This is a genomic window from Mycobacterium sp. (assembly GCF_035274705.1).
Lineage (GTDB): Bacteria > Actinomycetota > Actinomycetes > Mycobacteriales > Mycobacteriaceae > Mycobacterium.
In genome coordinates, this window is record NZ_DATENY010000006.1 from 58535 (window position 1) to 72493 (window position 13959).

14 protein-coding genes are annotated in these 13959 nt (G+C 64.2%); all 14 read left to right on the plus strand.

What is annotated here, in order from left to right; genetic code table 11:
• Window positions 1-26 precede the first annotated feature (26 nt).
• A complete protein-coding gene (locus tag VJV41_RS01535) occupies window positions 27-284 on the plus strand; it encodes an HPr family phosphocarrier protein (RefSeq protein WP_325330382.1) in 258 nt (85 codons plus the stop codon).
• Between the two features lie 222 nt (window positions 285-506).
• On the plus strand, window positions 507-1853 hold the full coding sequence (mycP, locus tag VJV41_RS01540) for a type VII secretion-associated serine protease mycosin (protein WP_325330384.1): 1347 nt from the start codon (window positions 507-509) through the stop codon (window positions 1851-1853).
• Complete coding sequence (gene eccE, locus VJV41_RS01545; RefSeq protein WP_325330386.1) at window positions 1850-3247, plus strand: type VII secretion protein EccE; 1398 nt, start codon at window positions 1850-1852, stop codon at window positions 3245-3247. Before mycP ends, eccE begins: the two co-directional genes overlap by 4 nt.
• Window positions 3248-3272: 25 nt before the next feature.
• Window positions 3273-4796: a PPE domain-containing protein gene (locus VJV41_RS01550; RefSeq protein ID WP_325330388.1), complete on the plus strand. Its 1524-nt coding sequence runs from the start codon at window positions 3273-3275 to the stop codon at window positions 4794-4796.
• On the plus strand, window positions 4793-5137 hold the full coding sequence (locus tag VJV41_RS01555) for a YbaB/EbfC family nucleoid-associated protein (protein ID WP_325330390.1): 345 nt from the start codon (window positions 4793-4795) through the stop codon (window positions 5135-5137). Before VJV41_RS01550 ends, VJV41_RS01555 begins: the two co-directional genes overlap by 4 nt.
• Window positions 5134-5262 (plus strand): hypothetical protein, encoded by a 129-nt coding sequence (locus tag VJV41_RS01560; RefSeq protein WP_325330392.1) that lies wholly within the window; start codon window positions 5134-5136, stop codon window positions 5260-5262. Before VJV41_RS01555 ends, VJV41_RS01560 begins: the two co-directional genes overlap by 4 nt.
• Before the next feature lie 33 nt (window positions 5263-5295).
• Window positions 5296-6750 carry an alpha/beta hydrolase gene (locus VJV41_RS01565; protein WP_325330394.1) on the plus strand — a complete coding sequence of 485 codons (1455 nt, stop codon included), beginning with the start codon at window positions 5296-5298 and terminating at the stop codon, window positions 6748-6750.
• A 34-nt stretch (window positions 6751-6784) separates the two neighbouring features.
• On the plus strand, window positions 6785-7285 hold the full coding sequence (locus VJV41_RS01570) for a hypothetical protein (protein ID WP_325330396.1): 501 nt from the start codon (window positions 6785-6787) through the stop codon (window positions 7283-7285).
• Window positions 7286-7607: 322 nt separating this feature from the next.
• On the plus strand, window positions 7608-8315 hold the full coding sequence (locus VJV41_RS01575; protein ID WP_325330398.1) for a hypothetical protein: 708 nt from the start codon (window positions 7608-7610) through the stop codon (window positions 8313-8315).
• Between the two features lie 191 nt (window positions 8316-8506).
• The gene (locus VJV41_RS01580) at window positions 8507-9430 is read left to right on the plus strand and encodes a hypothetical protein (protein WP_325330400.1); all 924 of its coding nucleotides are present in this window, start codon (window positions 8507-8509) and stop codon (window positions 9428-9430) included.
• 3 nt (window positions 9431-9433) lie between these two features.
• Window positions 9434-11662 (plus strand): WXG100 family type VII secretion target, encoded by a 2229-nt coding sequence (locus VJV41_RS01585; RefSeq protein WP_325330402.1) that lies wholly within the window; start codon window positions 9434-9436, stop codon window positions 11660-11662.
• 37 nt (window positions 11663-11699) lie between these two features.
• The gene (locus tag VJV41_RS01590; protein WP_325330414.1) at window positions 11700-13079 is read left to right on the plus strand and encodes an EspA/EspE family type VII secretion system effector; all 1380 of its coding nucleotides are present in this window, start codon (window positions 11700-11702) and stop codon (window positions 13077-13079) included.
• 5 nt (window positions 13080-13084) lie between these two features.
• Complete coding sequence (locus VJV41_RS01595; RefSeq protein ID WP_325330404.1) at window positions 13085-13423, plus strand: hypothetical protein; 339 nt, start codon at window positions 13085-13087, stop codon at window positions 13421-13423.
• Between the two features lie 13 nt (window positions 13424-13436).
• On the plus strand, window positions 13437-13661 hold the full coding sequence (locus VJV41_RS01600; protein WP_325330406.1) for a hypothetical protein: 225 nt from the start codon (window positions 13437-13439) through the stop codon (window positions 13659-13661).
• Window positions 13662-13959: the final 298 nt, after the last annotated feature.

Below are 13959 nucleotides of genomic sequence, written 5' to 3' on the forward strand. Positions count from 1 at the left end.
CCAACCATCACGAAGGAGTTCCATCCATGCCCGCCAAAACAGTCATCGTCGGCTCCGCCATCGGACTGCACGCCCGCCCTGCGGCGATCATCGCCGAGGCCGTCGTCAACGCTGGGGTCCCCGTCACGCTCTCCATGGACGGCGGCGAACCGGTCGACGCCGGTTCGGCGCTGATGATCATGACGCTAGGCGCCGGCAACGGTGCGGAAGTGACGGTCGCCAGCGACGACGAGGAGGCGTTGAAGACCGTCGCGGAGTTGGTTCAGCAAGACCTCGATGCCTAGCAGCACCCAAATTCCCCTCTGAGCAGCACGAAGCCTCAGCGAACGGGCCAGACCGCCAAGAAACCGGAACCGCCCACTTCGACGCCCCCTTAGTATTGGCTGCGTGCAATCGGCCAATCGGCTTGACGTGAGAATTTGTGCCGTCGACAGGGCGGTACTTGGTTTGCTGCAGGAGCGCCAGCACACCATGTGCTGGCCCGGCATCGAGGGGGGTGGAGACGCGTGCACCGCATCGGTGTGCTGCTTGCAACGCTGATTCTGACGTTGTTGAGCGCTCCCCCCGCCGCCGCAATCGAACCCCCCACCATCGACCCGGCCGTAGTGCCGCCGGACGAGTTGGGCCCCGACCAGGCGACCGAACAGCGTCGCGTCTGCTCAGCACCCGCGGCGTTTCCGAATTCGAACTTCGCCGATAAGCCGTGGCCGGACGACTATCTGCGGCTCAACGACGCGCAGAAGTTCGCAACGGGCGCCGGGGTAACTGTCGCCGTCATCGACACCGGCGTCAACGGATCGCCGCGGGTGCCCGCCGAACCCGGCGGCGATTTCGTCGACAAAGCCGGCAACGGCATGAGCGACTGCGACTCCCACGGCACGTTGACGGCATCCATCATCGCCGGACGCCCCGCACCCACCGACGGGTTCATCGGTGTTGCGCCCGATGCCCGCATCCTGTCGCTGCGTCAGACGTCGGAAGCCTTTCAGCCGGTCGGGTCGCGCACCGATCCCAACGATCCGAACACCACACAGACGGCGGGCTCGCTGCGCAGCCTGGCGCGCGCCGTCGTGCATGCAGCGAACATCGGCGCGCAGGTGATCAACATCAGCGAGGCCGCCTGCTACAAGGTGACCAGGCCGATCAACGAATCCGGCCTTGGCGCGGCGATCAATTACGCCGTCAATGTCAAGGGAGCGGTCATCATCGTCGCGGCGGGCAACACCGGACAGGACTGCAATCAGAACCCGTCACCCGATCCGTCGATGCCGGCCGACCCGCGCGGGTGGAAACAGGTGCAGACGATCGTCAGCCCGGCGTGGTACTCGCCGCTGGTGCTGACGGTGGGCGGCATCGCGCAGAACGGACTGCCGAGCAACTTCTCGATGCACGGGCCGTGGGTGGGCGCCGCGGCGCCGGCGGAGAACATCATCGCGTTGGGCTATGACGGCGCGCCGGTCAACGCGCTGCAGGGTCAGGACGGCCCGATCCCGATCAACGGCACGTCGTTCGCGGCGGCGTACGTCTCCGGACTCGCGGCGCTCCTCAGACAGCGGTTTCCCGATCTGACGCCGGCCCAGATCATCAACAGGATCACCGCCACAGCGCGCCATCCGGGTGGAGGCGTTGACAACGAGGTGGGCGCAGGAGTCATCGACCCTGTCGCGGCGTTGACATGGGACGTGCCTGCAGGGCCGGCGACGGTTCCGTACAAGGTCAAGCAGTTGCCGCCGCCCGTATTCGTGCCGCCGCCCGACCGTAGGCCGATCACCGCGGTCGTCGTGACGGCGGCCGCGCTGGGGCTGGCACTCGGCTTCGGCGCCCTGGCCCGACGTGCGCTGAGGCGCCGATGACGAAGGTCTTGAGCCTGTTCGGGCTGCGCTTAACGACTGGCCACGCCATCTGGGCGGCGGCATTGATTCCGGCCTGCATTGCACTGTTCAGTCAGCTCAATCTGCTGTGGCTTGGCATCACGTTGTCGGTCATCATCGCGATCGCGACGGTGGTGACGATTCGCGGGCGGCGGCCCACTGGCTGGGTGGCAGCGGTGTTCTCGTGGCGCCGGCGCCATCGCAACGTCCCGGAGCTGCCGTCGGAGCCGGCTGTCGGCGCGACCGTGCTACCCGGCGATCACGTTGCGGTTCGGTGGCAGGACGATTACCTGGTTTCCGCGATCGAGCTGGTTCCGCGTCCGTTCACGCCGACGGTGATCGTCAGTGGCTCGGCGTACAGCGACGACGTCGTCGACACCCGGCTTGTTGAGCAGCTGGTTGCGGCGCACTGTCCGGATCTGGAGGCCGACGTGGTGTCGGCCGGCTATCGAGTGGGTAAGACGGCGCCGGCGAGTCTGGTCGCGTTGTACGAACAGGTGGTCGGGCCCTACCCGGCGCCGGCGAACCGGCGGACCTGGATCATGCTGCGGGCCGATCCGGAAGTCACGCGCAAGTCGTCGCAGCGACGGGAAGCTGGCGTGGCGGGACTCGCGCGCTATCTGGTGACGTCGGCTACGCGTATCGCAGATCAGTTGGCCAGCAACGGGATTGACGCACGCCCGCTGCGAAGCTTCGACGATTTCGACCGCGCCACCGAGATCAGCTTTGAACGAGAAACGTGGTCGGCAATCAAAGGTCGCAGTACATTTACCGCCGCATACAGCGCTTCCGGCGGCCCCGACGTGTGGTGGTCGGCGCGGGCGGATCACACGATCACGCGGGTGCGGATCCGGCCCGGGTTGGCGCCGACGGCGACGGTGCTGTTGACCACGCTTGCGAATCCGTCTACGCCACGAGGATTTTCATGTCTGTTCGGTGGGCAGCGAGCGGCGTTGCAGGGCATCAGTCCGGTCACGGATCGCCACTACGAGCTGCCGATCGGATCGGCAGGTGTGCTCGTCGGTGAGACGGCTGACCGGTATCCGGTGTACATGCCGTTCGACGACATCGACGTGAGCATCAACCTGGGCGACGCGCGGTTGTTCACACAGTTCGTAGTGCGATCGGCGGCGGCGGGAGCAGTCGTGACGCTGGGCCCGCAGTTCCAGGAGTTCGCCGGGTTCGTCAACGGGCGGATCGGTCAGGTGGCCAAGGTGATGTGGCCGAACTCGACGACGTATCTCAGTCCACATCCGGGTATCGGCCGAGTTGTCTTGCGGCAGAATTTCATCGATACGCCGCGCCATAGGCAGCTCCCGATACGGCTGATCAACCCGCGTGAAGAAAGCCGCTACCAGATGGCGCTGGAGGGCTGATGCAGGGGAGAAAGGGGCCGTAGCCATGGGTGGCGTGCATGTAAACACCCAGCTCCTGAAGAGTCATGCAGACGGCATGAGGGGGCAAGCCTGGATCAACCCCAACGCGGAGGCGGTGGCGAACCCGGACGCGCTGCCGTCCACAAGCGATGCAATCGCCAATATCAACGAGAACGCCCGCGCCCTTCAGGATTACCAGGATTGGGCGAGGGTCGAAAACGGGCGCATCGCCGACATGCTCACGAGTGCGGCGGATGCCTATGATCGCGTCGACGCGACTTATGGCAGCGCGATCAGTGCAGAACGCGATGCCGCCGTCGACTCGATTCCTACGCCGTCTTCGCCGGCACCGCCCGCTCCGATTCCCGCCGGGCCGGCAACGCCCAAACTGCTCAGCGCGAACGATTATCAGGCCGTCCCGCAGACACAGAGCGAGCTGATGGATGGCGACCACGGTGCCTCACTGAAGATGGCGATGCTCCAATGGGGCGTTGCCGCAAAGCGTATCGCCGGCAACGCTCCGGACCAGCAACCGATCCCTACCGGGGGTTGGGAAGGTGATGCGGCCGACGCAGCTTGTGAACGAATGAACAAGTTCAGCAGCTGGCTGCAACAACTTTCGGAAGCGTGGCACGACCTCGCCGAGGCGGCCGCGAAGATCGTCGAGGCCCACGATGCCGCACTCGGTGAACACACCGAGATCTACTCGAAGTACATCGCCACAGAGGCTCAGCTCAAATATATGGTGGCCCAGGCTGCTTCGGGCGTCAGGGTCGACGAGTCCCAATTCCAGCAGTTGACACACGAGTTGGCAGAGCTACAACATCGATCCGATGAAGTACGTGAGGAGTACGCGAAGAACGCAACGTTCTCGCCGGTTCGACCCGGTGATCCACCATTTGGTGCTGCCGACAGCCCATCGACGACCGGACCCGGCGGTGGCGGAAGCGCTGGCGGCGACGGATCCGGGCAGCCGCCTGAGGACCCTGCGGCGATGGCTCAACGCATGGGTCAGTCGTTGGGGCAACCACAGTCCGGGTCGCCGTCCGGAGCCGGAGCGCCGTCGGGTGGCGGTGCGCCCTCAGGCGGCGGAGCGCCTTCCGGTGGAGGTGCGCCATCTGGAGGCATGCCCGGCGGCCTTCCGTCGACGGGATCTCCGAAGCTGCCAACGGATCCGAGTCTGAAACCCGCCGCATCACACGGTGGCGGTGGTGCAGGCGCCGGCGGTGGCGGCGCGGGCGGTGGTGGTGGCGGACCAACGATGCCGTTGTCTCCCGCGGTGAGTGCCGAAACCGTCGCTCCGGCACCCCCAACGCATGCCGCGTCGGCCGCACCGGCAGCGGCCACGGGCGCAGCGGCCGGCGGTGGGATGGGCGGCGGCATGGCACCAATGCATGGAGCCGGACACCAGAACCAGGGCAAGGACAAGCGGCGAAATCCGAACCTATCGCCCGATGAGGATCTGTACACCGAGGACCGTGAATGGACTGAGGGCGTGGTTGGTCTGCGCCGTCGCAGAGATGTGCAGGACGGCAAGGAATCCCAGTGACCGACGAGATGCATCCGCAGGTGGCTGCGGTTCTCCGCCAGGCGCAGGAGCTGCAGTCGATCGTTGACAACCAGCTGAACAAGATGAACAACCAAACATTTACGGCCACAGACGAATCCGAGACCGTCGAGGTGACGCTCAACGGCCATCACCACCTGACGGGCGCGTTCATCGCAGATGGGCTGCTGCGACTGGGCGCCGAGGCGGTGGAGCAGCGAATCAATGAGGCGCTGCAGAAGGCTACGGCCGCTGCAACGGCGTCCATAGAGGCCGACCGCGAGCGGATCGACGCCGCGGTCACAGAGATCACAGCCAGCTTGCAGAGTCCCGACGAAATGTGACAGCGACGATCTCGGTGGTGGCCGGGTCGCGACCCGACGGCCTGATCGCCGCCGCTGGCCGTATACGGATCTCGATCGCCGACCTCGAGGCCCAAATCGTCTTGCAACAACAGGCTTTGGCGTAGCTGTCAGGTAACTGGCAAGGCTCAGCTGCTGATGTGGCAGTGGTACGCGTCGAGAAGAACGTGCAGAAGCAACTCGAATTGAAGGCGCGGCTGGAAGGGATGCAATCGGCGCTCAACACCGGCGGCGGCGAGCTGTCCGGATTACGCGCGCAGATTCTCAACATCGCGGGACAGGCGACATCGCTTGGTGGTCTGGTCAGTGACGACGGGACGGTGCAAGCAACTGGCAGGGGTCAATTGATGACGCCAGCCATGGCAGCGGCCTACACCGCGATGCTCAAGGCGTTAGTCAACACCTTCGACGCGGTGGACGACGCGACGGCTGCGGCGCTGAATGGCGCGGGTGTCCCGCAAGCGCCGCCGCAGCCAGCCGGTCCGCAGATTCCAGCAGAGGGCACCGATCCGAAAGACGTGAAACGCTGGTGGGATTCGCTGAGCGAGGCGGACCGGCAGAGAGTTCTGCGCGAGCATCCTGAGCAGATCGGGAATCTCAACGGTATTCCGGTGGACGCCCGCAGCCAAGCCAACCTGGCGGTGATGGGTGCGGACTTGCGGCGGGTGACGCAAACCGCCGCCGACCACCACGTGTCGAATGAGGAGGTCGCGGCGCATCCCGAGCGGTACGGCCTGACCGCGACGGATATCACGCGCTACAACAACGCCCGTCGCGTCCAAGAGGGGCTGCTCAACGACGCGATCGCACGAGACGAGCGCGGCATGAAGCCCGACGTCTACCTGCTCAGGTATCAGCCGGAGGCGTTCAACGGCGAGGGTGCGGCTGCCATCGCGATCGGCAACCCGGACACGGCCGACAACACCGCGGTCGTGATGTGGATGGGCTACGACGCGCCAGACGCCCTGCCCGACCTCAGTGTGGCATCACCGGATATGGCCCGCGCCGGCGCGAAAATCCTTGCCGCGGATGTCGATGCGTTAGACGTGACCCACGACGGCGGCGCGTCACATCTGACGGTGATCGGGCATTCGTATGGGTCGACCACGGTCGCCGATGCGGCCGCCGGATTCGGGATGCGTGCCGATGACGTGGTGCTAATTGGTTCGCCGGGCACCGATCTGGCCCGATCGGCCGCGGACTTCCATTTGCCCCCCAACGCACATCTCTACTTAGGAGCCGCATCGACCGATCCCGTCACGCATTTTGGGAAGGGCCAACTATCCGCTCCCGGGCTGTCGGTCGGATTGGGCATCGATCCGGCGATCGACGGCTTTGGCTCGACAAGGTTCAAGGCGGAGGTGTCGACGTGGAGCGCCAACCCGTTTCACGACCACAGTGAGTACTTCGCGGCGCAATCGGAGTCGCTGTTCAGTATTTCCGACATCGTGTCGGGCGACGGCGACGCACTGGAACACGACGGCATGACGGCACCACATCGGGTTGGATTGCCCGGCGACATCTTCGACAACATCGACCCTGAGAAGTGGCGACTGCCCACAACGGGCCATCGGCACAGCGGGCCCGGCGGCTGAGTCCGGATTCGACGGCAGAGGAGAGGAATGACCAGTGCGGGTCAACCAGATGGCGGCGATGCTTATCGCCGCGCTTGCTGTCGGCGGATGTAGCGACGTGACCAAGCCGATCTCGCCAGAGCAGGCACGCGCGCAAGTGATGGATGCTGCCCGAGACATCCTCAACACGCTGCACGCAGACGTCGTCAGTGCGGACTTCTTATTCGATTCGTGCGGCGACGAAGGCCGCGGACCGTACCGGGGCCGACTCAAACTGTGGTTCTGGACGCCTGCGGATCACAGCACCCCGGTGCCGCAGGGGGCGGTGATCGAGCCGTTGACGGCCAGTGGTTGGCGGGCGAACGTCGACGCGAAGTCCCACGCTGCGACCCTCACTCGCAACGGCATCGACGCGATTGTCACGGTGGCGCCGCAGACCGCAGGCAATGGCCACGCTGGTGTGGACGTACTCGGTGAATGTCGGGATACACATGACCACAACGCCGACCACACAGCCGTCCCGGAGGACGTGACCAGCCAGCTTCAAAAGCGTTAATTGTTCTCGTCGTAATTCTTGGGACGTTTGCTGCGCGATCTCGCGGTGTTGATTAGCCAGTCATGGTAGAACTGCGGCTCGGAGGCATTGAGTAAGTTTCCCCGTGCACCGTATCGGGTGTCTCGTGCCTGGTAGACGACGTGCTGACGCGGTGTATTAGCCCATATCGGGTGAACGGAATTCGTGCGGTTATGGGTGTTGCTGTTCAGGTAGCATTTTCCTGATGTCACCTGAGGGGGCTTGCCGATGCATGCCAGCTGATCTCAGGTGACGGTGACCGTGTGCGGCCGTTGCGGTGACCACGTTGCAGGGCGGAGCAATTGTGACTGAGACGTTGCGGATCGACACGTCGCTTGTAAATGAGGCCGCGGGCAGATTGGAGGCGCTCGCGGGCGAGATTCCGCCTCCGCCGACGGCGTTCAGCCCGCAGGGAGCGGATGGATTGTCTGTGGCGATCGCGGGCAAGGTGGCCGAAGTTGTGAGCCCTGTGTTAGCCCAACTGCCGGTGACCAAGGAAGAGCTGACCAGGTATGCGCAGAACGTGATGAACGCTGCGAATACGTATGACACCACCGACCGGCAGCTCGCCGAAGAGATTCTCAAGCGGTTGGAACAGATGGATTCGGCCGACGGACCGGGTGGGGCATCGCCGGGAGGCGGCGGCGCTGGCAGTGCGGCGGCCGCGACGACGTCGGCAGCAGGAAGCGCGGCTTCACCGGCCGCGGGAGCAGCGGGCGCGGCGAGCCAGGGCGGTCAGCTTGGGCAGATGATGGGCATGCCGATGCAGATGGCGCAGCAGGCAGCGGGCATGGCGGCGTCGGCTCCGCAGGGTCTTATGCAGGGCGTGCAGGGCGCGATGCAGCAGGTCGGCCAGGTGTCGGAGATGGCGGGCAAGGACGAGCAGAAGCCGGATGGCGAAGGGGTCGAGTCAGCGGACGCGGATTCTCAAGCGGCGCCGGGCAATACAAGCGGCGAGCGGGTTCCGGATAAACAGCCCGCGGCGACCGAATCGACGGAGACTGCGCTGTGAGCTTTCAGCCGCCGCCAGGTGGGGCTCCGCAACCACCGCCAGGGCAGCCGTATCCGCCACCGCAAGGGTATGGCCCGCCACCACAACAGGGTTGGCCGCAGCAGCCATGGTCGCCGGGTCCGCCGCCGAAGAAGCGCGGCAATGGCTGGAAGTGGGGTCTCGGCGCGGTCGCATTGCTGGCAGTCGTCGGAGTGACTGCGGCAGTGACGATTTCGGTAACGAAGGACGACAGCAGCACTCCAACTTCGCAGTCAGGCAACGACTTCGGATTGGCAAGCGCCAACGACAAAGGCCCAGCCAACATCATCACGGAAGACCCGAGTTGTGCGGCGTGGAGACCAATTAGTGACACCTTCGCCGACATCCAGAAGAAGGGCTGGAACAAGCGCGATCCGGCCATTCCGGCGACAGCCTGGACACCAGAGCAGCGCGCTCAGTACGAAGAGGTTGGGCGAGCCGCACGCAACGCGGCCGACCAAACGGTGCAATTGGCAAAGCTCACGCCGCACCGGGTAATGCGTGAAGTGTTTGAGCAGTTCGTCGCTTACGCGCGCGCATACAGCGATGCAATCCCTACGTACAAGCCGTCGGATGACAATTTGGCTGGTGTCGTCACATCTACTGGAACGGCGTTGGGTGACATCTGCTCTGCTATTGACTGGCATTCCGCCGAAGCGCGATCTCCATTGATTTCGGCGCCCGCACCACCGTCAGATTTTGCCGCCCTGACGGACCCTAACGATCCCAAACGCTTCCTCACAACGGCGGATCCAACGTGCCCGGAATGGGTTCGGCTGATAGATCGGTTCGACGTCGATACGAAAGCCTGGCAGGACCTCAATCCAAATATCCGTGCGAGCGACTGGAGCACCGAGCAACGCGTAGTGATCGATGCAGTGCTTCCGGTCATGAAGCAGTACGCCGACAGTGTCGAGAAATTGGGACGGAGTAGTGCCAATCCAGTCATCCAGGATCTCGCCGTCGCGTCTGCACAATATCGTCGCGCTTACTCCGCCGGATTGCCGACCTATACTTCCGCAGATTATTACCTTGCAGAGGCTGCTGTTCGGACCACGTCGACCATCTATGCAGCGTGCAAAGCGGTCGCGGAGTAAACGATGGGGATTGGCAGGCCACCGGATCCGTACGCAATGACGGCGCCGCCGGCGTGGCCAGATGTCGACGAGGATGTTTTGAGCAAATCCGCTGAGACGTTCGACAAGGCCGCGAAAACCGTCCAGGCGCAGTTGGAGGGCGCGCAACAAGAGCGGTCACACTTGTTTGACGGTGTAGGACTTTGGTCAGGCGGAGGCGCGACGGCGGCACGCAACAAACTCAACGAGCGCATCACCGAGCTCGAAAACGTCAAGAAGAATCTTGAGAAGTCGGCCCAACTCTTTCGGGACAGCCACGACGCAGTGGTTAGCGCCAAGAACCAGATTATCGACAATGTAAACGCGGCGAACCGTGTGATCGAGAACATCAAGAGCAATGACGACGCTTCGGACGACGCGAAGGCGGCCGCGATTCAATCGGTCGTTGATGCGGCTCGCAATGAGAATATCGGCATTGTCGCTAACGAGGGTTTTCGTTTGAATCCCGCGAACATGCCTGATTCGCCGAACTCGTTCAAGGACGGACTAAGTCTGTTCGGTCCTGGTGGGCCACGCGCACCTGAAGGTGCTCCCATTCTCCCAACTGTGAATCCCGGCGGCGCACCACTGCCCGAAATGCCCGGCATCCCTTCGCCGCCAGCACCCGCAGGTACTCCTCTCGTCGACAATCCGGCCGGTACTCCGACGACTGATATGCCGGCTCAAGCTCCGCCGCCGGCACCGGAGAACCCACCTGCCGTTGCGGATGACAACGCCGGCGGTATCGCACCACCCGCGATACCCAGCCTTCCAAAGCCAAGCACAGGTGCCGACGTGCCATCCGTCGAAGTACCTGTCGCTCAGGCACCCGCCGCACCCGGAGCGCCAGGGGTGCCGAGCCTTCCCGGCAGCCCGGGCTCACCGTCTTCGCCCAGCCGCGTCGGCATGCCGACGACCCCGATGTCGGGAGCGTCATCGCCTTCGCCGTCGGCGCCGAGCGTTCCGACCGCCGCGAACCCTGCTGCTGCCGCTGCTGGCCCGCAGCAGGTGAACGACTTCCAGCGCGGACTGACGGACGCTGCGAAATCCGCTGCTGCACAACAGCCTCCGATGCCGACCCAACCTGCGGCACCACCGATGAGCGCTCCGGCTGCTGCCCAGCCGCCCACTCCCCCGCCGGTTCCCGATGCTCCGCCTGCACCTCCGCCGGCTCAATCTCCGGCTGCGCAAGGCCCGACCGGCGGCGGTGGCGCTGCACCATTGACATCGGCCCCGGCACCGGGCTCTGCGCCGACGCCGGGGATGCCGCTCGGTCCGCCGCCGACACCACCTCCCGCGGCGCCGGTTCCCCCGACCAGTCCCGTTGGTCCGGGCGTGGCACCCGCCGCTGCCGCCGGTGCTGCAAGCGCAGTCGGCGCGCCTGCGCCTGTGCCGGTGTCGGCGGCCCGCGCTGAGCGAGAGGCCATCGCGGCCGCCTCGACGGCCGGTGCCCTTCGGCGTCAACGCTCGACCGGCAACGATCCTGTGCAGCTGGCTCAGCGCATCGGCGCTGCGCTCAATGTGGGCATCACCGACGTCGGGTTCTTCTGGGTCACCGGACTCGCCAAGGACGGGACCATCGTCGTCGCCAACAACTACGGTCTGGGATACATACCTGAAGGCGTCAATCTGCCCGAACAGGTCAAGATGGTCAGCGCGGACGATTCCATCCCCGCCAGCGTCCGTGGCACATGGACGACGTATCCCATTCTCGCGCTTCATGGTTGGGCGCAACATCATGGCACCGAGTTGCGAGCGGTTATCGCTACCGAAGACCAATTCAAGGGCTTCGACCCCGGCACCGCGAAGGTCACGCTCAGGCCAGACGACATTCCGGAGAGCGGGCAGATGGAGGGCCGCGCCCGATTGCAGGTGATCGCACCTGATGCCGCGCGACAACTGGCGGCCGTCAGCGACGCAAACCTCGCTGAGGTTCTTCCACCGCCACCGGCCGATGCCAAGCCGCCGGATGATCAGCGATCAGCGTTGTGGTTTGAGGTCTTCCGGCCGCTTCTTAGCAATGCGCCGGACCGCGCCGGACCCCATTTGCAGGCGTTTGTGACATTCGCCGACCATGCCCAGGAGCTCGCGCTGCACCGCGCTCACACCGCCGCAGACTCGGTCGCCCAGCGCGAAGCCATCGCCGACTGGATCTACTGGCAGCACCTCAGCGTTCTGATGTCCGACGCGATCGCCACCGAAGCGACCGTCTGACAATGTCTCGGCGACCTGATGGGTGGCGCGGGTGAGCGTGGTCGATGGGTTCTTGACGACGTGGTCGAATGCGCGGCAGACATTCGGTGAGGGCAGTCCGCAGACGGGCGATCAGTACGACAAGAGTGCGACGTTCAACCAGCTGCAGTCGACGGTGCAGACCGCGGCCCCAGGTTCGAAATGGTCCGGTGGCGCAGCAAACGCCTATGGCGCGGCCAACACCGAACATGGTCAGGTTCTCGGCAAGCTTGCCGGGTTGGACCAGCGGCTGGCTGCCCATGTGAACCAATCCGCTGAGGTGGTCGCCGCCGGGCGCCAGAACCTCGATGCGGTACGGAAATGGGTGGTGGATGCCGCGGCGAGTGTTCCTGAAGGCAAAGCCGGTGACCAGATGCGGCTGGCGATCGTGCAGAAGGGGCTGACGCAGCTGCAGCAGGTTGTGCAGCAGTCCAACGGAGATCTCAACAAAATCGCCGGTCAGATGGGCGGCCTGCGCGGAGAATTCGAAGCGCTGGGCAACGGTCAGAAGTTCAAGGACGGGCCACTGCTTGTCGTCGGGGATCCGAAGGAGGACAAGCCACCTTCCGAAGACGAACGCCGAAAGAACCAGATCGAAGCGTTCAGGCAGGTCTACGGCCATGACCCGGTTACTCATAACGACTGGAATATGGCGGCAATACTTGATCCACACAGCTACAACAAGAAGAACGCCGGTGTGCCCGCAAATGTGGTCGTCGGGCGAATCAAACCTGTCCCCGGTCAGGGCGTAGTGCGGACGAACCTCTTCATTCCGCAGAAAGAAGTCTGGTATCCAGATGTGCCCGGCGGAATATCAGGCCACAACTTTGGCGACAATCGTGGCTTCGACCCCAACGCGGGCCCCGAGGATACGCGCGTCGCGGTTTACGTTGACTACGAGAATGGCGTCGTAGTCACTAGACAAGATCCGTCCGTTGACACCGCTACCGGGGAAGCAAAGACCGGCACACCGACCGTGGGGGTCGCCCAACGTCCCGACGGCTCGGTGTACTTGAGATACGAAGCGGTGGATCCGTTCTCACCTGGCGGCGAGACCTTAGGCAAGACTTCGCCATGGTCGGTCAATGGAAACATCGTGATCCAACCGACGGCCAATGGCCCAGTTGTCGGCGGAAGCGTGACAGACTTCCCGGCCATTGAGATCTACCGTGACGCGCCAAATGGCGCCACGACCACGCTCTCACAAGTCATGCCCCAAAACATCGGTCAAGAGGGCCCGTTGGTGGGCTTGCCATTGCACCAGCAGATCGGACAAGCGTCACTCTTGGATATCTTCAACGACGTGAAGATCATCCCGCACGGGTCTGTGGTTGTTGGACCCGAACTCACCGAATTAGGTTCCGCGGACAATCCGCCGACCATCCCCATTCGGAAGTAGGACCGATGCCTGACGATCAATCCTCGCCTGCGAAGATCGACACTCGAGTCGACAGTGTCAATTGGACGGCTGCTGTATTCGGTGCCGCCGTCTTAGGGGGGATTGCCTATGGGATCCTTGCGCGCGGATTTCAGGTCGGCGGGCCTACACACGATGGTGTCGCCGGTTGGCTGCCGGTCGGAATTGTCACCGTTGGCATGCTCGCGCTGGGATTCGCCGTTTTCCGCCTAGCTCGCACGAGCCAGCTCCGCACGGTCGGAGCCGCGATTGCGGCAGCGCCCGCCACCGGTGGCATCCTCGCGCTGGAGATCTTCATTGCGTGGGGGGTGAGTCAGCTTGTCTAACACGATGTCCCAAGTGGGCAACCGTACGGGCACGATGGCTGTTCTCGGCTTGGCCATCGGAACCCACCTATTGGCTACGTTTATCGTCATCGGCTTTCTAGCGCCAGCGCTGCCTCTGCTGTTGGCGGGCGCAGCGTCCATCTCTCCGCGCACGCGCCCTTTCGCGATGGGATCGCTCGCCGCAACGCTCGGCGGAGTCGTCTTCTTGATCACATACGCCATCTCCCAGTCGTTCTGATTAGTCCACATGCCAATCGGAAATGGCACGACACCGATGTGCATAAACAAGCCGAGGCGACTGTCTCGGTGTTGACGTAATCCCGCACCGATTCCTCGAGCGCAGGCAACAGAGCCACCACGCCGTCGCAATACGCGCGTGGCTACGCCCGCCTCGGCAAGGAGTTCAACACGAATCTCGTCGCGCTCGAGCAAGTCTGCGATACCTGAGGGTACCTAGCGCGCAGGGGGTTTCGCGTCGCCTGGCGGTTTCGATTGTTCATCGGTGTCGGTCCAATGCGCCCATTCCGGCAACGGCG